Source organism: Streptomyces sp. NPDC053431 (assembly GCF_044544925.1).
In the GTDB taxonomy this organism is placed as follows: domain Bacteria; phylum Actinomycetota; class Actinomycetes; order Streptomycetales; family Streptomycetaceae; genus Streptomyces.
Genome location: NZ_JBITXX010000012.1, coordinates 13,524 through 37,734 on the forward strand (window position 1 = coordinate 13,524; position 24,211 = coordinate 37,734).

Genomic DNA, 24,211 nt, shown 5'->3' on the forward strand with positions numbered 1-24,211 from the left:
ACATCCGCAGCCGTCGCTTTCCACTCACGTATTCGCATTTGATCTCCCCGTACGCGCGCGGCCGCTCTAGGCTCGTGGGTACCGCCGAATCACGCACTGTGCGGGGAGCGGCGCCGGGCAAGGAGGGCCGCATGACCGTACGGCGAGTAATGGGCATCGAGACGGAGTACGGGATCTCCGTCCCGGGGCACCCCAACGCCAATGCCATGCTCACCTCGTCCCAGATCGTCAACGCCTACGCGGCGGCGATGCACCGGGCGCGCCGCGCCCGCTGGGACTTCGAGGAGGAGAACCCGCTGCGGGACGCCCGCGGCTTCGACCTCGCCCGCGAGGCCGCCGACTCCAGCCAGCTCACCGACGAGGACATCGGCCTCGCCAACGTCATCCTGACCAACGGCGCCCGGCTCTACGTGGACCACGCCCACCCCGAGTACAGCGCCCCCGAGGTCACCAACCCCCGCGACGCCGTCCTCTGGGACAAGGCCGGCGAACGGATCATGGCCGAGGCCGCCGAACGGGCCGCCCAGCTCCCCGGCGCCCAGCCCATCCACCTGTACAAGAACAACACCGACAACAAGGGCGCGTCCTACGGCACCCACGAGAACTACCTGATGAAGCGGGAGACCCCCTTCTCGGACATCGTGCGCCACCTGACGCCCTTCTTCGTCTCCCGCCAGGTCGTCACCGGCGCCGGCCGCGTCGGCATCGGCCAGGACGGACGGGAACACGGCTTCCAGATCAGCCAGCGCGCCGACTACTTCGAGGTCGAGGTCGGCCTCGAGACCACCCTCAAGCGCCCCATCATCAACACCCGCGACGAGCCGCACGCGGACGCCGAGAAGTACCGACGGCTGCACGTGATCATCGGAGACGCCAACCTCTCCGAGATCTCCACCTACCTCAAGCTGGGCACGACCTCCCTCGTCCTCTCGATGATCGAGGACGCCTTCATCACCGTCGACCTCGCCGTCGACCAGCCCGTCCGCACCCTCCACCACGTCTCCCACGACCCGTCCCTCCAGTACCTGATCACGCTGCGCAGCGGCCGGACACTCACCGCGGTGCAGCTCCAGATGGAGTACTTCGAGCTGGCCAGGAAGTACGTGGAGGAGCGCTACGGGGCGGACGCCGACGAACAGACCAAGGACGTCCTGGTCCGCTGGGAGGACACGCTCAACCGGCTGGAGAACGACCCCATGAGCCTGGCCGGCGAACTGGACTGGATCGCCAAGCGGGAGCTCATGGAGGGCTACCGCCGGCGCGACGGCCTGGACTGGGACGCCGCCCGGCTGCACCTGGTCGACCTCCAGTACGCGGACGTGCGCCCCGAGAAGGGCCTGTACAACCGCCTGGTGGCCCGGGGACGCATGAAGCGCCTCCTGGACGAGCCGACGGTCGAACGGGCCGAGACGAGCCCTCCGGAGGACACCAGGGCCTATTTCCGCGGCCGCTGCCTGGAGCAGTACGCGGACGACGTGGCCGCCGCCTCCTGGGACTCGGTCATCTTCGACCTGCCCGGCCGGGACTCCCTCCAGCGCGTTCCGACCCTGGAACCCCTCCGGGGCACCCGGAACCACGTGAAGGAGCTCCTGGACCGCTGCAGGACGGCGGAGGAACTCGTGCGCGTCCTTTCCGGCGGCTGAAAGACGCCGGGATTCGACGACCCGTTCCCGGGCACGGCTGAAATGCCCGGGGACTGGGAATCATGGAAGCAGTGCCCGGACGTTGGAGAAATGCGGGGCCGATGTCAGTCCCGGCTTGTAGGGTCGGATCTTGTAGAGACCCACACGAGCGGGCCGATTCGAGCGGGGTGAGGTTTATGGCGACCAAGGACACCGGCGGCGGACAGCAGAAGGCGACGCGTTCCACCGAGGAGGTCGAGGAGACCACGGCGGAGGCGAGCTCCGACCTCAAGGAACGCCAGGAGAAGCTGAGCGACGACGTCGACTCGGTACTGGACGAAATCGACGATGTGCTCGAGGAGAATGCGGAGGACTTCGTCCGAAGCTTCGTACAAAAAGGCGGCCAGTAGCCTTCGATTCGAAGGTGAAAGCGCAGGGGTGGGGGTATGTCGGAGGCTGTCAAGCACTGCCGTGGCTGTAGGCGGGACGTCCCGCTGACCGGATTCGCGCGGGACGGTAATCGCGCGGACGGATTGCAGCCGCGGTGCCGGGAATGCGTCGCCGCTTATGGGGCCGAACGTTTCCGGGCGAGACAGACGGCCACGGGCAAGGTCGTCCGAAGCAAGGCGGACGTGCCGGCAGGGCACAAGCTCTGCCGACAGTGCGGCGAGATCAAGCCGCACAGCGACCGCATCGCAACGCCACTGCGTCGGACGGCCTCGCCACCTGCTGCAAGAGATGCAAGAAGTCCCAAGGGCGAGCAGGTCATCTCAAGCGCCGGTACGGAATCACCGCAGGCGAGCGCGACGAGATGATCGCCTCTCAGAGGGGTCTTTGCGCGATCTGTCCCGCGGCTCCCGCCGTGCATGTGGATCACTGCCACGGGACGGGTAGGGTCCGTGGCGTACTGTGCTTCAACTGTAATTCGGCCATCGGCAAGTTGGGAGACGATCCCGACCGCATACGTCGGGCCGTCGCATACCTGGAGGGATCGCGTGGAAGCCAACACTCGTAGCATCGGGCGTCTCCCAGCAGCCTTCCTGACGCCGGGCTCGTCCTCCTTCATGGACTTCCTCGCCGACCACTCGCCGGAGATGCTCCCGGGCAACCGGAAGCTCCCCGAGGGGATCGTCGAGGCGCCGCACGGCACGACCATCGTCGCCGCGACGTTTCCCGGCGGGGTCGTGCTCGCCGGTGACCGGCGGGCGACCATGGGGAACATGATCGCCCAGCGGGACATCGAGAAGGTGTTCCCGGCCGACGAGTACTCCGCGGTGGGCATCGCCGGCACCGCCGGTCTGGCCGTGGAGATGGTGAAGCTGTTCCAGCTGGAGCTGGAGCACTTCGAGAAGGTGGAGGGCGCGACGCTCTCCCTGGAGGGCAAGGCCAACCGCCTGTCCACGATGATCCGCAGCAACCTCGGCATGGCCATGCAGGGCCTCGCCGTCGTCCCGCTCTTCGCGGGCTGGGACGAGGGCAAGGAGAAGGGCCGGATCTTCTCGTACGACGTCACCGGCGGCCGCTCCGAGGAGCACGGGTACGCCGCCACGGGCTCGGGCTCGATCTTCGCGCGCGGGTCGATGAAGAAGCTCTACCGGGACGACCTGACCGAGCAGCAGGCCACCACGCTGGTCGTCCAGGCGCTGTACGACGCGGCGGACGACGACTCGGCGACCGGCGGCCCGGACCTGGCGCGGCGGATCTTCCCGATCGTCACCGTCATCACCGACGAGGGCTTCCGCCGGCTCACCGAGGCGGAGTCCTCCGAGCTGGCCCGGTCGATCACGGAGCGGCGTCTGGAGCAGCCCGACGGGCCGCGTGCCGCCCTGCTGTGACCGCTCGTCGACCGTTGAAGCCCTTCAGAGCCTTTCAGACCGGAAGAAAGGGACGGTAGCCGGTGTCCACGCCGTTCTATGTCTCACCTCAGCAGGCCATGGCCGACCGGGCCGAGTACGCCCGCAAGGGCATCGCCCGCGGCCGCAGCCTGGTCGTCCTCCAGTACGCCGACGGCATCGTCTTCGTCGGCGAGAACCCGTCGCGTGCGCTGCACAAGTTCAGCGAGATCTACGACCGGATCGGCTTCGCCGCGGCCGGCAAGTACAACGAGTACGAGAACCTGCGGATCGGCGGGGTGCGCTACGCCGACCTGCGGGGTTACACCTACGACCGTGACGACGTCACGGCCCGTGGTCTGGCGAACGTGTACGCCCAGACGCTGGGCACGATCTTCTCCAGCGCGGGTGAGAAGCCGTACGAGGTGGAGCTGGTCGTCGCGGAGGTGGGTGCGGAGCCCGAGGGTGACCAGATCTACCGGCTGCCGCATGACGGCTCGATCGTCGACGAGCACGGCTCGGTGGCGGTCGGTGGCAACGCCGAGCAGATCAGTTCCTTCCTGGACCAGCGGCATCGTGACGGGATGTCGTTGGCCGAGGCGCTGAAGCTGGCCGTGCAGGCGCTGTCGCGGGACACCAACGGCACCGAGCGGGAGATCCCCGCGGAGCGGCTGGAGGTGGCGGTCCTGGACCGTACGCGTCCGCAGCAGCGGAAGTTCAAGCGGATCGTGGGCCGGCAGCTGAAGCGGCTGCTGGAGGCCGACGACGCGGCGGTGGCCAAGACGGACGATCCGTCGGACGAGGCCGCCGAGGAGTAGGCCGAGGGCGGGCCGCAGCTACGGCGGAGGGCCCCGGGACCACGTTCGCGTGGTTCCGGGGCCCTTGTCGTCGTGGGGGCGTCAGACGGTCGGTGCGGGGCCCGAGGAGGCGCGGGGGACCAGGGTGACGGGGAGGTCGCCGTGGTCGGGCTCGCGGCCGTCGAGGACGGCGAGCAGGGCGGTCATGCCTCGTTCGCCGATGCGTTCGGCGGGCAGTCCGACGGTGGTGAGCTCGGGTTCGACGGCGGTGGCGAGGGCGAGGTCGTCGAAGCCGGTGACGGAGAGGTCCTCGGGGATCCGGAGGCCGAGGCGTCGTGCGGCCTTGCAGGCGCCGGCGGCCAGGATGTCGTCGTCGCAGACGATGGCGGTGGGGCGGGGGCCGGGGCCGGTGAGGGCCTGCTCGGTGGCTTCGCGGGCGCTCTGGACGTCGAGGGGGGCTCGTACGGTCGTGACGTCGGTTTCGCGCAGGGCGTCGGCGAGGGCGGCGGCCCGGACGTCGAAGGTCCAGGACGGTACGGCCGAGGCGAGGTGCAGGAAGCGCCGGTGGCCGAGGGCGAGGAGGTGGCCGGTGACCTGGCGCATGCCGTCGGCGATGTCGAGGTTGACGTGGGCGGCGGCGCCGGTGTCGGACGGGTCGCTGTCGAGCATGACGAGGGGCAGGTCGGTGCCGCGGAAGGCCTTGAGGGCGTCGGAGGCCATGGAGGAGGCGATGACGCCGTCGAGGGCGGCCCGGGCGGAGGCGAAGGGGTCCCGGGCGGGGCCGACGCCGTCGGGGGAGGGGTAGAGCACGACGCCGAAGCCGTGGCGGGCGGCGACGGTGGCGGCGCCGGTGTAGACGCGGGCGAAGAATTCGTTGGTGAGGGCGGGGACGACGAGGAGTGCCGTCCGGGTGCGGCCGAGGCGGAGGTTGCGGGCGGCGAGGTTGGGGCGGTAGCCGAGGTCGGTGGCGGCCTGGCGTACGGCTGCGGCGGTGCGTTCGGAGACCCGGCCGCGCCATTTGTCGCCGAGGACGAGGGAGACCGTGGCCTGGGAGACCCCGGCCGCGCTTGCGACGTCGCGGCTGGTGGGGCGGCTTCCGCCGATGGGTTCCGGGTGGGGCACTCGTACCTCCGCGGCGGTGTGCTGCAGGACCGTTCCGGCGCACGGGGTGGACCGGCGCGCTGGGGTCATGGTACGTATGACGCAAGGAGTTATACGTAAAACCTCGGGCGCATGCCCCGGGAGGGGAGACGACATGGCCGGCGGGGCCACGCCCAAGGGCGGCTATCTGGACATTCTGCGCGCGCCCCATGCCGCGCGCCTGTTGACCGGCACCCTGGTCGGTCGCCTCCCGAACGGCACCGGGCCCGTCGCCATCACGGTCTTCACCCGCGCCGAGGGCGGCAGCTACAGCCTCGCGGGCGGCCTCATCGCCGTGTACGGCCTGGCCACCGCCGTCGGCCAGCCCCTGCTCGGCCGCGCCGTCGACCTCAAGGGCCAGCCCCGGGTCCAGCTCCCCGCCGCCGTGATCTCCGCGCTCGGCATGGCCGCCCTGGCCGTCACCGGCATCGGGAACCTCCTCCTCGCCTACGCGGCCGTCCTGGTCGCCGGCCTCTTCACCCCGCCCCTCGAGGGCGGCCTGCGCGCCCTGTGGCCGAGCGTGCTCGGCCGCGAGGACCGGGTGCACCGCGCGTACGCCCTGGACGCGGTCGCCCAGGAGGTCATGTTCACGGTCGGGCCGCTGCTGCTGACCCTGCTCGTCTCGCTCCGGTCGCCCGCCGCGGCGCTCGTCGTCATCAACGTGCTCGGGGTGCTGGGCGCCCTCTCCGTGGTCGTCTCCCAGCCCTCCCGGACCTGGCGCTCGGAGCCCCGGGAGGCCCACTGGCTCGGTGCGCTGCGCTCGCCCGGGCTGCTCGCCCTGCTCGCCTCGTTCTTCTTCGTCGGTCTCGCCCTCGGCTCCATCACCGTGGCCGCCGTCGCCTACGCCGACGACCGGGGCAACGAGGCCGTCTACGGCTGGCTGATGGCCGCCCTCGGCCTGGGCGCCCTCGTCGGCGGCGTCGCCTACGGGGCCCGCCAGTGGGCCGGTGCGCCGGAGCGGCGCCTGCGCGTCCTGGTGCTGCTGCTCGCGCTCGGCTACCTGCCGCTGCTGCTGGTGCCCGGTCCGGCCGCCATGACGGCCCTCGCGGCCCTCTCCGGCGTGTTCCTGGCCCCCGCCATCGCCTGCGCCTTCATCGTCGTCGACCGCCACGCCCCCAGCGGCACGGTCACCGAGGCCTTCTCCTGGCTGGTCACCACCTTCGGCGTCGGCGCCGCCCTCGGTTCCGCCGTCTCCGGCCCGGCCGTCGAACTCACCGGGACCCCCGCCGGTTTCGCCGTGGCCGGCGTCGGCGGCTTCGTCGCCTTCCTGGTGCTGCTCGGCACCGGCCGGGTCCTCGCCCCGCCCGCGCCGCGGGTGCGACACGCCGTCAGCGGGGGCACCGAAACCCCAGGGCCCGGTGCCGGGCGGACCGAAAAGAACCCGCACTCATCGGAAAATGATCGAAACGGGGCCGTCGAACCCGGTTTCAGCACAGGGCTTCAGGCGTAATGTTCAGACATGGACCGCCGCATTTTCGGGCTGGAGAACGAGTACGGCGTCACGTGCACGTTCAGGGGACAGCGCCGACTGTCTCCTGACGAAGTGGCGCGCTACCTCTTCCGCCGTGTCGTGTCATGGGGCCGCAGCAGCAATGTCTTCCTGCGGAACGGCGCCCGCCTGTACCTGGACGTGGGTTCGCATCCGGAATACGCAACTCCCGAATGTGACAACGTGGTCGAACTGGTCACCCACGACAAGGCGGGCGAGCGCATTCTCGAAGGACTGCTCGTCGACGCGGAACGCCGCCTGCACGAGGAGGGAATCGCGGGCGACGTCTATCTCTTCAAGAACAACACCGACTCCGCCGGAAACTCCTACGGTTGCCACGAGAACTATCTGGTGGCCCGCCACGGTGAGTTCTCCCGGCTCGCGGACATCCTGATTCCCTTCCTCGTCACCCGCCAGCTCATCTGCGGCGCCGGAAAGGTGCTGCAGACCCCGCGCGGCGCCGTCTACTGCGTCTCCCAGCGGGCCGAGCACATCTGGGAGGGCGTCAGCTCGGCCACGACCCGCTCCCGCCCCATCATCAACACCCGCGACGAGCCGCACGCGGACGCCGAGCGCTACCGTCGGCTCCACGTCATCGTCGGCGACTCCAACATGTCCGAGACGACCATGCTCCTCAAGGTCGGTGCCACCGACCTCGTGCTGCGCATGATCGAGGCGGGCACCGTGATGCGCGACCTCACCCTGGAGAACCCGATCCGGGCCATCCGCGAGGTCAGCCACGACATCACCGGCCAGCGCAAGGTCCGCCTCGCCAGCGGCCGCGAGGCCTCCGCCCTGGAGGTCCAGCGGGAGTACTACGAGAAGGCCGCCGACTTCGTCGACCGCCGGGGCATCCGCAGCGGCACCGTCGCCCAGGTCCTCGAACTGTGGGGCCGCACCCTCGACGCCATCGAGGAGGAGCAGCTCGACCGCATCGAGACCGAGATCGACTGGGTCATGAAGTACAAGCTCATCGAGCGGTACCGGGCCAAGCACAACATGACCATGTCGCACCCGCGGGTCGCCCAGATAGACCTCGCGTACCACGACATCCACCGCCGCCGCGGTCTGTACTACCTGCTCCAGAAGAACGGCCAGGCGGCCCGGGTGTGCAACGACGTGAAGATCTTCGAGGGCAAGTCCGTGCCTCCGCAGACCACCCGGGCCCGGCTCCGCGGCGACTTCATCCGCCGCGCCCAGGAGCAGCGCCGGGACTTCACGGTCGACTGGGTCCACCTCAAGCTCAACGACCAGGCGCAGCGCACGGTGTTGTGCAAGGACCCGTTCCGCTCGGTCGACGACCGGGTGGAAAAGCTGATCGCCGGAATGTAGGAACCGGCGCGGCGGCACAGAACGGCAGGTCGGCCCCGCACGTTTCACGTGCGGGGCCGACGGCGTCACGGTGTCGGTCCCCTAGAGTGTCCGGACAACTACTGTGCCGTCTGAGATCTGAGGAACTAGTGCGCCGACTTGCCGGCCTGCTCGTCGTCCCGCTGCTGCTGCTCACCACAGCGGCCTGTGGCAGCGACGACAAGGGCTCCGATTCCGGTTCGATGAAGAACGGTCTTCCCGCCATCACCGCAGGCGAGAAGTTCGGGGAGAAGCCGACCCTCTCGAAGGGCGTGGGCGACCCGCCGAAGGACCTCAAGGTCAACGTCATCAGCGAGGGCGACGGCGCGGTCACCAAGAAGGGCGACGCCCTCTCGGTGAACTACCTGGGTCAGGAGTGGGACGAGACCACCCCCTTCGACAACAGCTTCGACCGGAAGCAGCCCTTCTCGGTGACCCTCGGCGAGGGTCAGGTCATCCAGGGCTGGGAGAAGGGCCTGGAGGGCCAGAAGGTCGGCAGCCGCGTCGAGATCGGCATCCCGCCGGCGCTCGGTTACGGCGCGCAGGGCCAGGGCGACATCAAGGCCAACGCCACCCTGGTGTTCGTGGTCGACATCCTGAAGGCCGTCACCATTCCGAAGTCCGCCGAGGGCACTCCGGTCGCCCAGGAGAACAAGGACCTGCCGAAGGTCGGCACCAACACCGACGGCAAGCAGCCCTCGCTGACCGTTCCCAAGGTCGACCCGCCGGCCAAGCTGGTCTCCAACTACATCCTGGAGTCCAAGGGCGAGGTCGTAGCGGCCACCGACACCGTCGTCGTGAACTACGTCGCCGCCCTGTGGAAGGACGGCAAGGTCTTCGACTCGACCTACACCACCGGCAAGCCGGCCAACTTCCCGCTCAGCCAGCTGACCCTGAAGGGTCTCAAGGACGGTCTCGTCGGCAAGAAGGTCGGCAGCCGCGTCCTGATCGTCGCCCCGCCGTCCGAGGCCTTCGGCGACAAGGAGCAGCAGGGCATTCCGAAGAACTCGACCCTCGTGTTCTCCGTCGACATCCTGGCGAAGGTGTAAGACTGTCCTGGTCGCGCAGACCATCGTCTGGGCGGTTCATAGTTTTTGAGGAGCGCACTGCAGTGAGCATCGAGAAGCCCGAGGTCGACTTCCCGGGCGGCGAGCCGCCGGCCGACCTGGAGATCAAGGACATCTGGAAGGGCGACGGCGCGGTCGCCGAGGCCGGCGACATGGTCCAGGTCCACTACGTGGGTGTGTCCTTCGACTCCGGCGAGGAGTTCGACGCCTCCTGGAACCGCGGCGCGCCGCTGAGCTTCCAGCTCGGTGTCGGCATGGTCATCCCGGGCTGGGACAGGGGCGTCCAGGGCATGCAGGTCGGCGGTCGCCGTCAGCTGGTCATTCCCGCGCACCTCGCCTACGGCGACCAGGGTGCCGGTGACAAGATCAAGCCGGGCGAGACCCTGATCTTCGTCTGCGACCTGATGGGCGTCACCAAGCGCTGACCCGAGCCGTTCGCGGTCCCGAGGGCCCCCGCCTCTCCGGCGGGGGCCCTCGGCCTTGGTCCCGGCTTTTGTCCGGACACCCCGGGGCGGTACGGTCGGACGTCTCACGAAGTCAATCCGGCAGAAGAGGGTGCGGGGCGTCGATGGCGATTGCCAAGGCCGAGCGGCTGATGAATCTTGCGCTGTGCCTGCTCGGAACCCGCCGTCCGCTGAGCAAGCGAGAGCTCCGCGGCTCCATCGAGGCCTATATGGAGGCCACCGGCGAGGACGCCTTCAACCGCATGTTCGAGCGCGACAAGGACGATCTTCGCGAGCTCGGCCTCGTCATCGAGACCGTCGAGAACCTCGACGGCGAGACCGGCTACCTCGCCCGCCGCGACTCCAACCGTCTGCCGCCGATCACCCTGGACGCCGAGGAGGCCGCCGCCCTCGGTCTGGCCGCGAAGGTCTGGCAGCAGGCCCGCCTCGCCGGGGCCGCGAGCGGCGCCCTGCAGAAGCTGCGCGCCGCCGGGATGCCGGAGGCGGAGGACTCGTACGACGCGCCGCACAGCGCCCTGGAACCGCGCATCCCGGTGCACGAGACCGCCTTCGAGCCGCTGATGCTGGCCTGCCGCGACCGACGGCCGGTCGTCTTCGACTACCGCAAGGCCAACGCCGCCCGCCCCGAGACCCGGCACGTCGAGCCGTGGACCCTGGAGTGCTGGCGCGGCCACTGGTACCTGGCGGGCTGGGACCGGGACCGCGGCGCCGAGCGGGTCTTCCGGCTGTCCCGTATCACCGGCAAGGTGCGCTCCCGGGCCGGCGCCTTCACCGCGCCCGTGCCCGATGTCGTCACCGTCCGGGAGACCGTCGAGAGCTGGGCCGGCGAGACCGCCACCCGCTCGGCCCGGATCCGGCTGCGGGCGGGCTGCGGCTATCCGCTGCGCTCGCGCGCCCAGTCCGTGACCGAGGGCGCCGACGGCTGGGACGAGCTGGAGATCCCGTACGGGCACGGCCTGGACGCCTGGCTCGTGGAGTTCGGCCCCGACGTGGTCGTGCTCGAGCCCGCCGACCTGCGGGCCGACGTCGTGGAGCGGCTGCGCGCCGTGGCCAAGGGCTGAGGGGGAGAGGAACGACCATGGCTGCCAACGCCATCGACCAGACGAGGCGGATGCTCTCCCTCGTCACCTACCTCCGCGAGCGCCCGGGCGCGCACGTCGCCGACGTGGCCCGTGCCTTCGGGATCACCGAGGACGAGCTGATCTCGGACCTCGACGTGCTGCCGATGTGCGGCACCAGCTTCCGCGGCGGCGACCTGCTCGACATCGACACCGACGGCGACCGGATCTGGTGGCACAACCCGGACGACGTCGCGGCGCCGCTGCGGCTCGCCGCCGACGAGGCCACCGCCCTGCTGGTGGCGGCGCGCGCCGTGGCGACCCTGCCGGGACTGCGCGAGAGCGACCGCGAGGCGCTGCTGCGCGCGACCGCCAAGCTGGAGGCGGCGGCCGGCGAGGCGGCCGGGGCCAGCTCCCGCCTGTCGGTGACCTTCGAGTCCGAGGGCGGCGTCTTCGCCGAGGTCGACCGGGCGATCTCCGAGCGCCGGCGGCTGTGGCTGCGCTACTACTCGCCGGCCCGGGACGAGCTCACCGAGCGCGAGGTGGACCCGATCCGGCTGTTCGCCGTGGGGCACACGTACATGGAGGCGTGGTGCCGGCTCTCCGAGGCGCGCCGCACCTTCCGGCTCGACCGGGTCGCCGAGATCCGGATCCTCGACGCGCCCGCGGCGCCGCCGGAGATCGAGCTGCGGGACCTGTCGGAGGGGCTCGTGCAGCCCTCCGCCGAGGACCCGGAGGTCGTGGTGGAGGTCGGGCCCGGCGGCCGCTGGGTCGCCGAGTACTACCCGCACGACCGGGCGGACGAGCTGCCGGACGGGGGCCTGCGGATCACGCTGCGCACCCCGGCGCCCGCCTCGCTGCGGCGGCTCGCGCTGCGGCTCGGCAGTGACGGACGGATCGTCGCCCCGCAGGAGCTCGCGGACAGCGCACGGGACGCCGCGACCGCGGCCCTGGCCGCCTACGAGGGCTGAGCGGCGCACGCCGACGAGGGCCGGGCGGCGCGCGCCGACGAGGGCCCGAGCGGCGTCGCCCGGGAGGCCGGGCGGCGGTGCAGCAGGGGGGAACATGACGTTCCGGGTGGACCGGACGCCGTTCCCGGTGACGTACCCGAACCGCAGTGGGGAGAGTTGAGGGAAATGTCCGTGATGCCCGGTCTGACGGCGTCGGTCGCCCCGGTCCACTTCAAGGCCGCCTGCCCCGACTGCCGCTCCCGCTTCGAACTCTCCGCGGGCGCCCTCCGGCTCGCCATCGGAGCCAGCCGGCGCACCACCTTCTACTCCTTCACCTGCCCCGAGTGCGGCAGCGCCGTCCGCAAGCCCGCGGGGGAGCGGATCGTGGAGCTCCTCACCGGCGGCGGGGTCCGCACCCTGCGGCTGCACACCACCGGCTGACGGCCGCACCCCCGGCAACGTCTAGGCTCGGCACATGTTCTGGCCCATGCTCGCCATCGCCCTCGGCTTCCTCGGCATCGCCGTCCTCGGAGTCCTCGGCATCAAGGTCTTCCTGGAGGCCCAGCGCCTCGGCCGTCAAGTGGCCCACACCACACAGCGCATCAACCAGGCCGCCGAGGAGCTCGAACGAGCCGCCGTCGACCTGGCGCGAACGGGCGAGACGCTGCGCTGAATTCGTGCCGTACGCTGCGAGGAGGCCGGACGGCGCGGGCGTGCGGGAGGAAATCGTGCGTATGCACGGCCATTGCCGCCCGTTTACTCCTGCGGGTTACGATCGCTGCAAGCGCGGTGGCCGGACGCATGTCCGACCCGCCGGGCACGCACTCCAATGTCGCCTCGGTGAAGAAGGTAAACAGCTATGGGTAGGCTCGGCCCCACCGAGATCATTCTGATCCTCGTCGTGATCATCCTGCTGTTCGGCGCCAAGAAGCTCCCGGACATGGCCCGTTCGCTGGGCAAGTCCGCCCGCATCCTCAAGAGCGAGGCCAAGGCGATGAAGGCCGACGACCAGCAGAGCGCGCCCGCCGACCCGCCGCACGCCGGCCAGCAGGAGCAGGCCGCGCCGCGCACCATCCAGGCCGCCCCGGGCGACGTGACCAGCTCGCGCCCCGTGACCGAGCCCACCGACACCCCCAAGCGCTGACCCGGTCCGCCGCGGCCGCCGCACAGGGCGGCGGCCGCCGCACGAGATGAGGACGTGGGTTGCTCAAGTCTGCCCGCAAGCAGGAGAAGGATCCCGAGGGCCGGATGCCCCTCGTGGAGCACCTGCGTGAACTTCGCAACCGCCTCGCGAAGGGCCTCCTGGCCATCGCCGCGGTGACCGTCGTGGCCCTCGTGTACAGCGAGCAGCTGATGGTGTTCCTGACGAAGTCGGTGCCCAAGTGCGAGCCCGGTGTCACGAGCGACGGCGGCAACTGCGCCATCGTCTCCTTCAACACGCTGATGGCGCCCTTCAGCACGACCATCCAGCTGTCCCTGACGACGGGTCTGGTCGTCGCGAGCCCGGTCTGGCTGTACCAGCTCTGGGCCTTCATCGCGCCCGGACTGCACAAGCACGAGAAGAAGTACACGTACGCCTTCGTCGGCGCCGCGGTCCCGCTCTTCGCGGCCGGCGCCTACCTCGCGTACCTCATTCTTCCCGTCAGCGTGAAGGTGCTCATCAGCCTCACGCCCGACGGCTCCGCCAACATCCTCTCGCTGGGTGACGTCCTCGACTTCACCCTGCGCATGGTGCTCGTCTTCGGCCTCGCCTTCGAGCTCCCGCTCGTCCTGGTGATGCTGAACCTCACCGGCGTCCTCAGCGGCCGGCGGATGGCCCGCTGGTGGCGCGGCGTGATCATGGGCGTCTTCGTCTTCGGCGCCGTGATCACCCCCACCACCGACCCCGTCGGCATGCTCGCCCTGGCCGGACCGATCACCATCCTCTACCTGGCCGCCGTCGGCTTCGCGCTCCTCAACGACAAGCGGCGCCGGCGCCGGAACCCGGACGCCGAGCTGGCCGACGACGAGGCGTCGCACCTCGACCTCACCCCCGAGTCCGTCGGGCCGGTCGAGACCGTCAGTGCCGCCCGGGCCCTGCCCGAGCAGGCCACCGGAGAGGCGGACGACAGGTCGCACCGTCTCAACGGTTACGACGACATCACCTGATCTTGTAGGGTCCCCCCGCCGACCTTGTCCCGGGGGGACCGTCATGACCAGCGAGATCACCCTCTTCGTCAATCCCACCGCGGGACGCGGCCGGGGCGCGCACGCCGCGCTGCCGGCCGCTCGTGCTTTCCAGGACGCGCACGCCGCGCTGCCGGCCGCTCGTGCTTTCCAGGACGCCGGGTTCTCCGTCCGTACCGTCCGCGGCCACGGCGCCGACGACGCCCTGCGGTGCGCCCGCGAGGCCGTCGAGGACGGCACCGGGGCCCTCGTCGCCATCGGCGGCGACGGCATGGTCTCGCTCGCCCTCCAGGCCGTCGCCGGCACCGGGACCCCGCTCGGCGTGATCCCCGTCGGTACGGGAAACGACTTCGCGCGCTGCCTAGGGCTGCCCCTGCGCGACCCGGCGGCGGCCGGCCGGACCGCGGCCGAGGCGCTCAGCGAGGGCGGGGGAAGGCTCATCGACCTCGGGCGGGTCGAGGCGGGCGGCACGGAGGCGGGCAGGGGCGGGGCGCGCTGGTTCGGGACCGTGCTCGCCTCCGGCTTCGACTCGCGCGTCAACGACCGCGGCAACCGGATGCGCCTGCGCGCCGGACGCTTCACGTACGACCTCGCGCTCCTCTCCGAGCTCGCCGCCCTCCGGCCCATCCCGTACCGGCTCACCCTCGACGACGGCGCCGAGACCAGGATCGAGGCCACCCTCGTCGCCGTCGGCAACGGCACCTCGTACGGCGGCGGGATGCGGATCTGCGCCGGCGCCCGCCTCGACGACGGACTGCTCGACGTCACCGTCGTCGGCGCCTGCTCCCGCACCGAGCTGCTCAGGGTCTTCCCGAGGGTCTACCGGGGCACCCACCTCGACCACCCCAAGGTCACCGTCCACCGGGCCCGCTCCCTCACGATCGAAGCGCCCGGCATCACCGGCTACGCCGACGGCGAGCCGCTCGGCCCGCTGCCGCTCACCGTCCGCAGCGTGCCCGGCGCACTCCGGGTGCTCGCCCCGCAGACGTCGCTCCAGGCGCCTCGATAAAGATCGCGTCACTGTCAGAGGTGGCGGGTAGGCTCGAGAACAAGATGACAGAGGACCTCACACCAGCCGAAGCGTACGCCGCTGCCCGCGCCCGCAACGCGGAGCAGGCCACCGCGCTGGCCCCCTTCCGCGAGATGTACGACTTCGGTCTGGACCCCTTCCAGATCGAGGCATGCCAGGCCCTCGAAGCGGGCAAGGGCGTGCTCGTCGCCGCGCCCACGGGCTCCGGCAAGACGATCGTCGGCGAGTTCGCCGTCCACCTCGCCCTCCAGCAGGGCCGCAAGTGCTTCTACACCACGCCCATCAAGGCGCTCTCCAACCAGAAGTACGCCGACCTCGTCAAGCGGTACGGCAACGACAAGGTCGGCCTGCTCACCGGCGACAACAGCGTCAACGGCGACGCCCCCGTCGTCGTCATGACCACCGAGGTCCTCCGCAACATGCTGTACGCGGGGTCCCAGGCGCTCTCCGGCCTCGGCTACGTCGTCATGGACGAGGTGCACTACCTCTCCGACCGCTTCCGCGGCGCGGTCTGGGAGGAAGTGATCATCCACCTCCCCGAGTCCGTGACCCTGGTGTCGCTCTCCGCGACCGTGTCGAACGCCGAGGAGTTCGGCGACTGGCTGGACACCGTCCGCGGCGACACCGAGGTCATCGTCTCCGAGAGCCGGCCCGTGCCGCTCTGGCAGCACGTCCTGGCCGGCCGCCGGATGTACGACCTCTTCGAGGAGGAGACCGACCACGGCGGCCGCGCCGCCTCCCGCCGCGAGGTCAACCCCGACCTGCTGCGCCTCGCCCGCACCGAGAACACGCGCACGTACAACCCGCGCGACCGGCGCCGCGGCAAGATGGTCCGCGAGGCAGACCGCGAGCGCGAGCGCCGCCAGCGCTCCCGGATCTGGACCCCGGGACGGCCCGAGGTCATCGAGCGGCTCGACGCCGAGGGTCTACTGCCCGCCATCACCTTCATCTTCAGCCGCGCCGGCTGCGAGTCCGCCGTCCAGCAGTGCCTCTACGCCGGCCTCCGGCTCAACGACGACGAGGGGCGCCGCCGCGTCCGCGAGATCGTCGAGGAGCGCACCGCCGCGATCCCCACCGAGGACCTGCACGTCCTCGGCTACTACGAGTGGCTCGAAGGCCTGGAGCGGGGCATCGCCGCCCACCACGCCGGCATGCTGCCGACCTTCAAGGAGGTCGTCGAGGAGCTCTTCGTCCGCGGCCTCGTCAAGGCCGTCTTCGCCACCGAGACCCTCGCCCTCGGCATCAACATGCCGGCCCGGTCGGTGGTCCTGGAGAAGCTCGTCAAGTGGAACGGCGAGCAGCACGCCGACATCACCCCCGGCGAGTACACCCAGCTCACCGGCCGCGCCGGCCGCCGCAGCATCGACGTCGAGGGACACGCCGTCGTCCTGTGGCAGCGCGGCATGGACCCCGGTCACCTGGCCGGACTCGCGGGCACGCGCACGTATCCGCTGCGTTCCAGCTTCAAGCCCTCGTACAACATGGCGGTCAACCTCGTCGACCAGTTCGGCCGGCACCGCTCGCGCGAGCTCCTGGAGACCTCCTTCGCCCAGTTCCAGGCCGACCGCTCGGTCGTCGGGATCTCCCGCCAGGTCCAGCGGAACGAGGAGGGCCTGCAGGGCTACCGCGAGGGCATGACCTGCCATCTCGGCGACTTCGAGGAGTACGCGCGGCTCCGCCGCGAGCTCAAGGACCGCGAGACCGAGCTGGCCCGGCAGGGCGCCGCCCAGCGGCGTGCCCAGGCCGCCGCCTCCCTGGAGCGGCTCAAGCCCGGCGACGTCATCCACGTGCCGACGGGCAAGTTCGCCGGTCTCGCCCTTGTCCTCGACCCGGGCGTCCCGGCCGGGCGCACCAACGGCCACCGCGGCTTCGAGTACCACGACGGGCCGCGCCCGCTGGTGCTCACCGCCGAGCGGCAGGTCAAGCGGCTCGCCTCCATCGACTTCCCGGTCCCGGTCGAACCGCTGGAGCGGATGCGGATCCCGCGGTCCTTCAATCCGAAGTCCCCGCAGTCCCGCCGCGACCTCGCCTCCGCGCTGCGCAGCAAGGCCGGGCACATCAACCCGGAGCGGCACCGCAAGCAGCGCTCGGCGGCCGCCGACGACCGCGACATCGCCCGGCTGCGCACCGAGATCCGGGCCCACCCCTGCCACGGCTGCGACGAGCGCGAGGACCACGCCCGCTGGGCCGAGCGCTACCACCGCCTGCAGCGCGACACCAAGCAGCTGGAGCGGCGCATCGAGGGCCGGACGAACACCATCGCCCGCACCTTCGACCGGATCGTCGCGCTCCTCACCGAGCTCGACTACCTGCGCGGCAACGACGTCACCGACAACGGCAAGCGGCTCGCCCGGCTCTACGGCGAGCTCGACCTGCTCGCCAGCGAATGCCTGCGGGAAGGCGTGTGGGAGGGGCTGAACCCGGCCGAACTGGCCGCCTGCGTCTCGGCGCTCGTCTTCGAGGCGCGGCAGTCCGACGACGCCGTCGCGCCGAAGCTGCCCACGGGCCGCGCCAAGGCCGCGATGGGCGAGATGGTGCGGATCTGGGGCCGGCTCGACGCCCTGGAGGAGGAGTTCAAGCTCCACCAGACGGAAGGCGTGGGGCAGCGTGAGCCGGACCTCGGCTTCGCCTGGGCCGCCTACCAGTGGGCCTCCGACAAGGGGCTCGACGAGGTGCTGCGCGAGGCGGAGATGCCGGCCGGCGACTTCGTGCGCTGGTGCAAGCAGGTCATCGACGTCCTCGGCCAGATCGCGGCCGCCGCGCCCCGGGAGAACAGCACCGTCGCGAAGAACGCCCGCAAGGCGGTGGACGCGCTGCTGAGGGGCGTCGTGGCCTACAGCTCGGTGGGCTGACGCCCGAGGGGCGGCGCGGGCCCCGCAGGCCGACGCGCCGCCCTCGGGGGCTTTGTCCACAGGGGGTTTTCCACAGGGGTGGCGGAGTGTCGGTTCCTTCCGCTTCCATGAACTCGTACAGCAGAACGAGTACTTGGGGCACCGGGGCCATCACCACGCACCTCCTGCGGAAGGAAACGCACGTGACCACGCAAGCCGGTCCGTCCGCCGTCGCCACCACGACGGCGGACGGACGGAAGACCGTACCGGGACCTCGCGGCGTCCCGGGGCTGGGGAACCTGCCGGAGTTCGGCAAGGACCCGCTCGCCTTCTTCGAACGGCTGCGTGAGCGCGGGGACTTCGTCCGCTGGCGCTTCGGCCGCACCCCCGCGCTCTTCATCGCCCACCCCGAGACCATCGGCGAGCTCCTCACCGAGGTGGAGCGGACCTTCGACCAGCCCGACCTCGGCATCGCCTTCCGCACCCTGCTGGGCGACGGCGTCGTGGTCTCCAAGGGCGCCGACTGGCGGCGCAAGCGCTCCCTGGTCCAGCCCTCGGTCCGCCCCCGGCAGGTCAAGTCCTACGCCGCCACGATGGCCGAGTGCGCGGTCGACCTCGCGGAGCGATGGACCGACGGCGACCGGGTCGACGTCAAGAAGGAGATGGCCGCCCTCACCCAACTCATCGCCGTCCGCACCATCTTCGGAGTCGACACCGCCGCCGACGCCGAGGCCATCGGCCGCGCGATGGACGTCGCTCAGCACGAGATCGGCGCCGAGTTCAGCGGCATCGGCGCGATCCTTCCCGACTGGCTCCCCACGCCGGGACGGGCCCGCATCAAGCGGGCCACGGCCGTCATCGACGCCGAGGTGTCCCGGGTCGTCGCCCGGCACCGCGACGGCGACGGCGAGCGGCCCGACCTGCTCAGCCGGCTCCTCGCCGCCCAGGACGAGACCGGTACGCACCTCTCCGACCGCGAGATCCGCGACGAGACCGTCACGCTCTACATCGGCGGGCACGAGACCACCAGCTCCACGCTCGTCTGGGCTTGGTACCTCCTCTCCCGCAACCCCCGCGTCGCCGACGCCCTGGGTGCGGAGCTCGACAGGGTGCTCGGCGACCGAGACCCCGGCTTCGACGACTACGCCGAACTCGCCTACACCCAGGCCGTCGTGAAGGAGACCCTCCGCCTCTATCCGACGATCTGGCTGCTCACCGGCATAGCCAAGGAGGGCGCCACCCTCGGCGGCGCCCCGGTCCCGCCCGGCACGCGGGTCTGGAGCAGCCAGTGGGCGACCCACCGGGACGGGCGCTGGTACCGGGACCCGCTGGAGTTCCGCCCGGAGCGCTGGCTGTCGGCGAAGGACGGCGGGACGGAGGGGGAGACCGAGGAGATACCGGAGTACGCCTGGTATCCCTTCGGCGGCGGCCCCCGGGTGTGCCTGGGCACCCGCTTCGCCATGGTCGAGGCGGTCCTCATCCTGGCGGTCGTGGCCCGGCGCTTCCGCCTCGACCTCGACCCGGAGGAGATACGCCCGGTCCCGGGCCTGACCCTGCAGCCGGACCGGGACGTCCTGGCGACGGTGCGCGCACGGTAGCGGGCCGACCGGGAGCGAGGCACCTGGGGACGGCCGAGGGGCGGCCGGGTGGTGGCTGGGAGGCAGCTGCGGCAACCGGGCAGCGGGCGAGGGCGGCTGGGCAGCGGGGCGGGTAAGGCCGCGGCGGGCGCTGACTTGGTGGCCCTAGCCGCCCGCCGGCGGGGTATCGGCGGGGCCCAGGACCGCCTCCTGCGCGGCGAGTTCGCCCGGGGTGCCGAGGAAGGCGGCCCCGCAGTCGGGCGGAAGGTGATCGAGGACCATGGCGACGGCCTGCTCGGGGGTGTCGGCCGGACCCACGCTCTGCGCACGCGAGGGGCCGAGCACCCGGTAGCCGCCGCCCTGGGCGGGCGCGATGTAGGGGAGGTCCCAGGTCCAGCGCTTCTCGGTGCACCGGCTGAAGTGCAGCTCACCCATGCCGGTCCAGGGGAACAGGCGGCGGAGGCGGGGCTGGGCCCGGGCGGCGGCGAGGAGTTCGGGACGTACCCGTCCGTCGGCGCGGACCGCTCGCCAGCCCTCCACGACGGCGTCCTCGCTCGACCGCGCCAGCGAGCGTGCGAGCCGGCGCAGGTCGTCCGCTCGCAGCACCCGGTCGCCGGAGCCGGGCAGCGGCACGTGCAGGGCGCTCGTCCAGCGGTCCGGGATGGCGGCGGAGCCGTACACGGCGCCGGCGAGGATGCCCGTGACGGCGGCGACGGTGTCGGTGTCGCCGCCGAGGTCGATCGCGGCGGCGAGGGCCGCCTCGAAGGAGGAGGTGGTGCGCAGCGCCCACAGAGCGGAGCCGAGGCAGGGCCAGACGGCCCCGTTGAACTCGGTGGCGTCCTCGGGCCGCCAGTCCGGCGCGAGGACGGTGGCCCACCGCTCCCGCTGCGGCGGCGCCACTTCACCCAGGGCGGCGGGGACAGCGGCGAGCGGGTCCTCGCCGAGCAGTGCGACGCGTACGAGCTCGTGGAGCACCGCCGTGCCCTCCCAGGCGGCGGCGTCCCCGTGGGTGAGGGCGGCGATCCGCCGGGCCGCGGTCATGGTGCCGGCCCGTCCGGCGGAGGCGAAGTGGACGGCGGAGGTGGCGGCCCGCATCAGCGAACCGTTGCCCGCGCCGCGGCCGTTGACCTGGAAGTGCAGACCGGCGGCGAGGTCCCAGGGATCGCCGCCCAGCAGCACGGCCTCGGTCGTCAGCCCGATGTCCTTGGGCCCGGCCGCGGCCCAGCGCCGGAACCGGGCGAAGACGTCGGGCAGATCGAGCCCGCCGCGTTCGAGGAGCGACTCCCCGACGAGAACGGCCATCTGCGTGTCGTCCGTCGCCTCACCCGGGTCCCACCCGCCACCCCCGCACATCTCGCCGTCCCCGTCCGCGAACCGCTCCCGGAACACTCCCGGCAACCCGAACTCGAACGGCGCCCCGAGCGCGTCCCCGACGGCGGATCCCAGCACGGCCCCTATGGCGCGGTCTTCGTATCGCATCCGCAGAGGCTAGACGTTCTCAGGACTGGTCCGAGCCTGCTTCAGCGCGCGGATCGGGAGGAACAGGAGGAGGGCGAAGGGGGAGAGGAGGATGGTCAGGAGGAGGAGGGGGCCCGTCAGGAAGGGGGAGAGGGCCAGGCGGCGGGACTCGCGGTACATCCACTGGCCGAGCAGGAGGTCCCAGGCGAGGACCTGGGCCCAGACGGCGCCCGCTCCGTTCGCACGGGCGGTGAAGTCGCGGAAGGTGTCGATGTCGGGGGCGCTGACCGCCGCCCAGAGTTCCGGCAGGACCGGGACCGCGAAGACCAGGTAGAGCGCGAGGACCGGCAGGACGGTCAGGGGTGAGGCGGCCACGCGGTCCGTGAGCGGCTGGCCCGGCGCGAAGATCATCAGAAGCCAGACCGGCGCCACGAGGAAGAAGGTGACTTCGAAGAGGAAGCCGGTCATGCGGCGAGCTCCTGACGTGCGGCGGGCGTGGGGATGCGCAGGGCCGTGGCCGTGGCCGTGACGGTGAGGATCACGAGCGCACAGGCGGCGGAGAGGGTGAGGGCGTCGGGGGAGAGGAGCGCCTGGCCGCGCAGGGCCTGCCAGGCGACGAGGACGAACGTCGCGGCGTACGCGGCGGACGCGACCAGGACCAGGCGGAGCCGGACACGGTCGTCGGCGAGCCGGGCGTAGCGCGGGGCGAGGGCCGCGAGCACGAGCAGGACCAGCGGGACGAGCTGGAGCGCGTGCATGCCGAAGAAGTGCGCGATGCGCAGGTCGCCGCCGGTCGTCGACCAGCCCAGGAGCGGGATGCCGGGGCCACCGTCCGGGACCCCCACGCTGTGCGCGCCGACGACGGCCGGGTCCTCCACCGCGAGCTGCTCCGGGGTCGGCCGGACCATGGCGAAGCCGATCCCCGCCCCGGCCAGTGCGATGAACGAGGAGAGGCGTACCGCCCAGGCCGTCGCCCGGTCCAGGATGCGGGCCCGCAGCAGCAGGACCGCGATCACCAGGGCCGCCAGCCACAGGACGACGACCGTCGCGCCCATGATCTGGAAGACGGCGGCGTCGAAGGGGGTCGCGTTGTTGAAGTGGCTCCGCGTGCCGCGGACCACCTGCAGGGTGATCAGCACCATCTCGACGAGGCTGGCCACCGTGAGGACCGTGCCGGCCCACCAGCCGATCCGGCGGGCCCGGCCCGCCGGGAGCAGGGAGAGCATCCAGGCGAGCGTGAGCCCGTAGGCGATGAACGACAGCGAGAACTTGAAGGGCTTGGCCCAGATTGGCGCGCCGACCAGGACCCGGTCGTCGAGGACCAGCCCGCCGGCCGAGACCAGCGCCAGCAGGCCCATCGAGGCGACGAACCAGATCAGGGGCCGGTGGAGCGTGCGGAGCTGGGGTGCCGAGCGAGTCGAGGACATGGAGATCCCCCCGTGGGATGCGCCTCAGCGCAGAATGGATAGTGGCACTTGCTGCTATCTGATAGTCCCACTATCTATGATGGAGGGGCGGTCGGCAAGACCGGAGAGAGGTCGGATGGCGACCGGGAAGGTGAACACGCGGTGCGCATCGGAGAGTTGAGTCGCAGGACCGGAGTGTCCGTACCGACGATCAAGTACTACGTACGGGAAGGGCTGCTGCCGGCGGGCCAGTTGACGAGCCCGAACCAGGCCTCCTACGACGACGTGCACGTACGGCGGCTCCGCCTGATTCGCGCCCTGCTCGACGTCGGCGGGCTGTCCGTCGCGACGGTCCGCGAGGTCGTCGCGGCGGTCGACGACACCGACCGGCCGCTGCACGACATGCTCGGCGCGGTCGCCAACCACGCCGTTCCGCGCTACGAGGGTGCGGGCGACGAGCCGGGGGAGGCGCTCGTCGCCGCCCGCGAGACCGTCGTCGACCTGATCAACCGCCGCGGCTGGCACACCGATCCCGAGGGCCCGGCCGCGGAGGCCCTCGCCGTCGCCCTCGCCGCCCTCGAGAACGTCGGGCACGGCGGCTTCATCGAGGTCCTGGACGACTACGCCGAAGCGGCGGAACGGGTGGCCCGTACCGACCTGGACTACGTGGCCCGCAACGTCGTCCGCGAGGAACTCGTCGAGAGCGTGATCGTCGGCATCGTCCTCGGCGACGCGATGCTCGGCGCGCTCCGCCGCCTCGCCCACGCCGACGCCTCGGTCAAGATCTTCGGCGCGAACCGCTGACGCCGGCCGGCGGCCGCCACAGCCTCCGGTCGCGTCTGGCCGCTGACGCCGGGCTGTGGTCGCCGCTGACGTCAGGCGGCAGCGCTGTCCCCACTGGCCGCTGCGGCCCGCTGCTGGTGCTGGTGCTGGTGGCCGGCCGTTGATCTCCGCCGCGGCACCGGTTCGTGCTCCGGGAACGCCCGAGGGGCGGAGCCTGTCGGCTGCCGCCCCTCGGGTGTGGTCGTGTGTCGCGCGTCAGGACTCCTGCTCGCGCTCCACCTGCTCGTTCCACTCGCGCTTGATCGCGCGCCAGGCCTCGTCCGTCTTGCCCAGACGCCAGTAGCCGGAGATCGAGAGGCGCTCGCGCGGGATCGCGCGGTCCAGGCGGAGGTGGCGGCGGAGCTCCTTCACGAAGCCGGCCTCGCCGTGGACGAAGGCCTGCACGTCGCCGGCCGGGAAGTCGAGGGACCGGACGGCCTCGATCAGTGCCTCGCCCACCGGGCGGTCACCGCGGTGCAGCCACGTCACGTCCACCCCGGCCGCCGTCTCGAACTTCTGCTCCTCCGACGCGTCCGGGACCTCCAGGAAGGCGTGCACCCTGGTGCCCTCCGGCAGCCGCTCCAGCGCGGTCGCGACGGCCGGGAGCGCGCTCTCGTCGCCGACGAGGAGGTGCCAGTCCGCCGCCTCGTCCGGGGCGTAGCCGCCGCCCGGGCCGAGGAAGCGCACGGTGTCGCCCGCCTGGGCCCGCGCCGCCCACGGGCCGGCCAGGCCCTCGTCGCCGTGGACCACGAAGTCGACGGTCAGCTCGCGGAGCACCGGGTCCCAGGCCCGCACCGTGTAGGTCCGGGTCGTCGGCCACTGCTCGCGCGGGAACTCCGCCCGGATCCGCTCCATGTCGAAGGGCTCCGGGTAGCTCACGCCCTCCGCCGCGAAGAGCAGCTTCACGTAGTGGTCGGTGTACGCGCCGAGCTCGAAGGCGTCGAGCCCGGGTCCGCCGAGCACCAGGCGCACCATGTGCGGGGTGATCCGCTCCGTGCGGACCACCTGGGCCTCGTGGGCCCTCGGTGCCTTGCGTGCGGACTGTTCTGCCACGGCGGTCTCCCGTTCCGGGTGAGTACTTAGGTTTGCCTAAGTTAGCATCCCCGGCGGTCCCGGGCCCAAAGCCGGCGGTGGCGGCACAGCCCCTGCCGA

General features: G+C 71.6%; 24 protein-coding genes and 1 pseudogene. 19 read left to right on the forward strand and 6 right to left on the reverse strand.

Features of this window, described 5'->3' with window-relative positions:
- Positions 1-131: 131 nt before the first annotated feature.
- The 5 genes from dop (at position 132) to prcA (ending at position 4,272) form a co-directional block, all read left to right on the forward strand.
- Positions 132-1,643 carry a depupylase/deamidase Dop gene (gene dop / locus ACIGXE_RS25300; RefSeq protein ID WP_399751114.1) on the forward strand — a complete coding sequence of 504 codons (1,512 nt, stop codon included), beginning with the start codon at positions 132-134 and terminating at the stop codon, positions 1,641-1,643.
- Between the two features lie 176 nt (positions 1,644-1,819).
- Positions 1,820-2,032, forward strand: coding sequence for a ubiquitin-like protein Pup (locus ACIGXE_RS25305; protein WP_175439096.1), 213 nt, complete (start codon positions 1,820-1,822; stop codon positions 2,030-2,032).
- 401 nt (positions 2,033-2,433) lie between these two features.
- Entirely contained in the window at positions 2,434-2,637 is a 204-nt protein-coding gene (locus ACIGXE_RS25310; protein WP_399751117.1) for an endonuclease VII domain-containing protein, read from the forward strand.
- Positions 2,618-3,457 carry a proteasome subunit beta gene (gene prcB / locus ACIGXE_RS25315; protein WP_399751119.1) on the forward strand — a complete coding sequence of 280 codons (840 nt, stop codon included), beginning with the start codon at positions 2,618-2,620 and terminating at the stop codon, positions 3,455-3,457. Before ACIGXE_RS25310 ends, prcB begins: the two co-directional genes overlap by 20 nt.
- Positions 3,458-3,519: 62 nt before the next feature.
- A complete protein-coding gene (gene prcA, locus ACIGXE_RS25320) occupies positions 3,520-4,272 on the forward strand; it encodes a proteasome subunit alpha (protein ID WP_399751121.1) in 753 nt (250 codons plus the stop codon).
- Between the two features lie 81 nt (positions 4,273-4,353).
- Here prcA and ACIGXE_RS25325 read toward each other — a convergent pair whose 3' ends face one another.
- A complete protein-coding gene (locus ACIGXE_RS25325; protein WP_399751123.1) occupies positions 4,354-5,442 on the reverse strand; it encodes a LacI family DNA-binding transcriptional regulator in 1,089 nt (362 codons plus the stop codon).
- 64 nt (positions 5,443-5,506) lie between these two features.
- On the opposite strand from ACIGXE_RS25325, the gene ACIGXE_RS25330 reads away from it, so the two are divergent.
- From ACIGXE_RS25330 to ACIGXE_RS25390, 13 genes are all read left to right on the forward strand, one after another.
- Positions 5,507-6,841, forward strand: coding sequence for an MFS transporter (locus ACIGXE_RS25330; RefSeq protein ID WP_399751126.1), 1,335 nt, complete (start codon positions 5,507-5,509; stop codon positions 6,839-6,841).
- Between the two features lie 9 nt (positions 6,842-6,850).
- Entirely contained in the window at positions 6,851-8,212 is a 1,362-nt protein-coding gene (gene pafA, locus ACIGXE_RS25335; RefSeq protein ID WP_391112927.1) for a Pup--protein ligase, read from the forward strand.
- 128 nt (positions 8,213-8,340) lie between these two features.
- On the forward strand, positions 8,341-9,279 hold the full coding sequence (locus ACIGXE_RS25340; protein ID WP_399751128.1) for an FKBP-type peptidyl-prolyl cis-trans isomerase: 939 nt from the start codon (positions 8,341-8,343) through the stop codon (positions 9,277-9,279).
- A gap of 62 nt (positions 9,280-9,341) precedes the next feature.
- A complete protein-coding gene (locus tag ACIGXE_RS25345; protein ID WP_399751130.1) occupies positions 9,342-9,722 on the forward strand; it encodes an FKBP-type peptidyl-prolyl cis-trans isomerase in 381 nt (126 codons plus the stop codon).
- A 143-nt stretch (positions 9,723-9,865) separates the two neighbouring features.
- The gene (locus ACIGXE_RS25350) at positions 9,866-10,822 is read left to right on the forward strand and encodes a helix-turn-helix transcriptional regulator (protein ID WP_399751132.1); all 957 of its coding nucleotides are present in this window, start codon (positions 9,866-9,868) and stop codon (positions 10,820-10,822) included.
- 17 nt (positions 10,823-10,839) lie between these two features.
- Positions 10,840-11,790 (forward strand): helix-turn-helix transcriptional regulator, encoded by a 951-nt coding sequence (locus tag ACIGXE_RS25355; RefSeq protein ID WP_399751134.1) that lies wholly within the window; start codon positions 10,840-10,842, stop codon positions 11,788-11,790.
- A gap of 174 nt (positions 11,791-11,964) precedes the next feature.
- On the forward strand, positions 11,965-12,210 hold the full coding sequence (locus tag ACIGXE_RS25360; protein WP_376638238.1) for a hypothetical protein: 246 nt from the start codon (positions 11,965-11,967) through the stop codon (positions 12,208-12,210).
- A 34-nt stretch (positions 12,211-12,244) separates the two neighbouring features.
- Positions 12,245-12,442 (forward strand): hypothetical protein, encoded by a 198-nt coding sequence (locus ACIGXE_RS25365; protein ID WP_399751136.1) that lies wholly within the window; start codon positions 12,245-12,247, stop codon positions 12,440-12,442.
- A 186-nt stretch (positions 12,443-12,628) separates the two neighbouring features.
- Positions 12,629-12,913, forward strand: coding sequence for a Sec-independent protein translocase subunit TatA (gene tatA, locus ACIGXE_RS25370; RefSeq protein WP_399751138.1), 285 nt, complete (start codon positions 12,629-12,631; stop codon positions 12,911-12,913).
- A gap of 104 nt (positions 12,914-13,017) precedes the next feature.
- On the forward strand, positions 13,018-13,917 hold the full coding sequence (tatC, locus tag ACIGXE_RS25375; protein WP_399751380.1) for a twin-arginine translocase subunit TatC: 900 nt from the start codon (positions 13,018-13,020) through the stop codon (positions 13,915-13,917).
- A 43-nt stretch (positions 13,918-13,960) separates the two neighbouring features.
- Positions 13,961-14,944, forward strand: a complete 984-nt coding sequence (locus tag ACIGXE_RS25380; protein ID WP_399751140.1) for a diacylglycerol kinase — start codon at positions 13,961-13,963, stop codon at positions 14,942-14,944.
- A 44-nt stretch (positions 14,945-14,988) separates the two neighbouring features.
- Positions 14,989-17,817, forward strand: a complete 2,829-nt coding sequence (locus tag ACIGXE_RS25385) for a DEAD/DEAH box helicase (RefSeq protein ID WP_399751142.1) — start codon at positions 14,989-14,991, stop codon at positions 17,815-17,817.
- A gap of 182 nt (positions 17,818-17,999) precedes the next feature.
- A complete protein-coding gene (locus ACIGXE_RS25390; protein ID WP_399751144.1) occupies positions 18,000-19,394 on the forward strand; it encodes a cytochrome P450 in 1,395 nt (464 codons plus the stop codon).
- Positions 19,395-19,538: 144 nt separating this feature from the next.
- On the opposite strand, the gene ACIGXE_RS25395 is transcribed toward ACIGXE_RS25390, so the two are convergent.
- From ACIGXE_RS25395 to ACIGXE_RS25410, 4 genes and pseudogenes are all read right to left on the reverse strand, one after another.
- The gene (locus ACIGXE_RS25395) at positions 19,539-19,913 is read right to left on the reverse strand and encodes a DUF6193 family natural product biosynthesis protein (RefSeq protein WP_399751381.1); all 375 of its coding nucleotides are present in this window, start codon (positions 19,911-19,913) and stop codon (positions 19,539-19,541) included.
- Between the two features lie 21 nt (positions 19,914-19,934).
- A pseudogene (locus ACIGXE_RS25400) lies at positions 19,935-20,852 on the reverse strand (ADP-ribosylglycohydrolase family protein); the annotation flags it as partial.
- Positions 20,853-20,861: 9 nt separating this feature from the next.
- Entirely contained in the window at positions 20,862-21,299 is a 438-nt protein-coding gene (locus ACIGXE_RS25405; protein WP_399751146.1) for an ABA4-like family protein, read from the reverse strand.
- On the reverse strand, positions 21,296-22,189 hold the full coding sequence (locus ACIGXE_RS25410) for a hypothetical protein (RefSeq protein WP_399751382.1): 894 nt from the start codon (positions 22,187-22,189) through the stop codon (positions 21,296-21,298). Before ACIGXE_RS25410 ends, ACIGXE_RS25405 begins: the two co-directional genes overlap by 4 nt.
- Positions 22,190-22,399: 210 nt before the next feature.
- Here ACIGXE_RS25410 and ACIGXE_RS25415 point away from each other — a divergent pair, with 210 nt between their 5' ends.
- The gene (locus ACIGXE_RS25415) at positions 22,400-23,041 is read left to right on the forward strand and encodes a MerR family transcriptional regulator (protein WP_399751148.1); all 642 of its coding nucleotides are present in this window, start codon (positions 22,400-22,402) and stop codon (positions 23,039-23,041) included.
- Between the two features lie 234 nt (positions 23,042-23,275).
- On the opposite strand, the gene ACIGXE_RS25420 is transcribed toward ACIGXE_RS25415, so the two are convergent.
- Positions 23,276-24,112: a siderophore-interacting protein gene (locus tag ACIGXE_RS25420; RefSeq protein ID WP_399751150.1), complete on the reverse strand. Its 837-nt coding sequence runs from the start codon at positions 24,110-24,112 to the stop codon at positions 23,276-23,278.
- Between the last annotated feature and the right edge of the window lie 99 nt (positions 24,113-24,211).

What these genes read in the sequence shown, in the direction of transcription:
- pafA (WP_391112927.1), top strand. Translation starts at nt 6,851, where the DNA reads ATGGACCGCCGCATTTTCGGGCTGGAGAACGAGTACGGCGTCACGTGC.
- ACIGXE_RS25310 (WP_399751117.1), top strand. Translation starts at nt 2,434, where the DNA reads ATGATCGCCTCTCAGAGGGGTCTTTGCGCGATCTGTCCCGCGGCTCCC.
- ACIGXE_RS25360 (WP_376638238.1), top strand. Translation starts at nt 11,965, where the DNA reads ATGCCCGGTCTGACGGCGTCGGTCGCCCCGGTCCACTTCAAGGCCGCC.
- tatA (WP_399751138.1), top strand. Translation starts at nt 12,629, where the DNA reads ATGGGTAGGCTCGGCCCCACCGAGATCATTCTGATCCTCGTCGTGATC.
- ACIGXE_RS25410 (WP_399751382.1), bottom strand. Translation starts at nt 22,189, where the DNA reads ATGGGCCTGCTGGCGCTGGTCTCGGCCGGCGGGCTGGTCCTCGACGAC.
- ACIGXE_RS25330 (WP_399751126.1), top strand. Translation starts at nt 5,507, where the DNA reads ATGGCCGGCGGGGCCACGCCCAAGGGCGGCTATCTGGACATTCTGCGC.
- ACIGXE_RS25365 (WP_399751136.1), top strand. Translation starts at nt 12,245, where the DNA reads ATGTTCTGGCCCATGCTCGCCATCGCCCTCGGCTTCCTCGGCATCGCC.
- ACIGXE_RS25355 (WP_399751134.1), top strand. Translation starts at nt 10,840, where the DNA reads ATGGCTGCCAACGCCATCGACCAGACGAGGCGGATGCTCTCCCTCGTC.
- ACIGXE_RS25405 (WP_399751146.1), bottom strand. Translation starts at nt 21,299, where the DNA reads ATGACCGGCTTCCTCTTCGAAGTCACCTTCTTCCTCGTGGCGCCGGTC.
- tatC (WP_399751380.1), top strand. Translation starts at nt 13,018, where the DNA reads ATGCCCCTCGTGGAGCACCTGCGTGAACTTCGCAACCGCCTCGCGAAG.
- ACIGXE_RS25350 (WP_399751132.1), top strand. Translation starts at nt 9,866, where the DNA reads ATGGCGATTGCCAAGGCCGAGCGGCTGATGAATCTTGCGCTGTGCCTG.
- ACIGXE_RS25305 (WP_175439096.1), top strand. Translation starts at nt 1,820, where the DNA reads ATGGCGACCAAGGACACCGGCGGCGGACAGCAGAAGGCGACGCGTTCC.
- ACIGXE_RS25385 (WP_399751142.1), top strand. Translation starts at nt 14,989, where the DNA reads ATGACAGAGGACCTCACACCAGCCGAAGCGTACGCCGCTGCCCGCGCC.
- ACIGXE_RS25325 (WP_399751123.1), bottom strand. Translation starts at nt 5,442, where the DNA reads ATGACCCCAGCGCGCCGGTCCACCCCGTGCGCCGGAACGGTCCTGCAG.
- dop (WP_399751114.1), top strand. Translation starts at nt 132, where the DNA reads ATGACCGTACGGCGAGTAATGGGCATCGAGACGGAGTACGGGATCTCC.
- ACIGXE_RS25380 (WP_399751140.1), top strand. Translation starts at nt 13,961, where the DNA reads ATGACCAGCGAGATCACCCTCTTCGTCAATCCCACCGCGGGACGCGGC.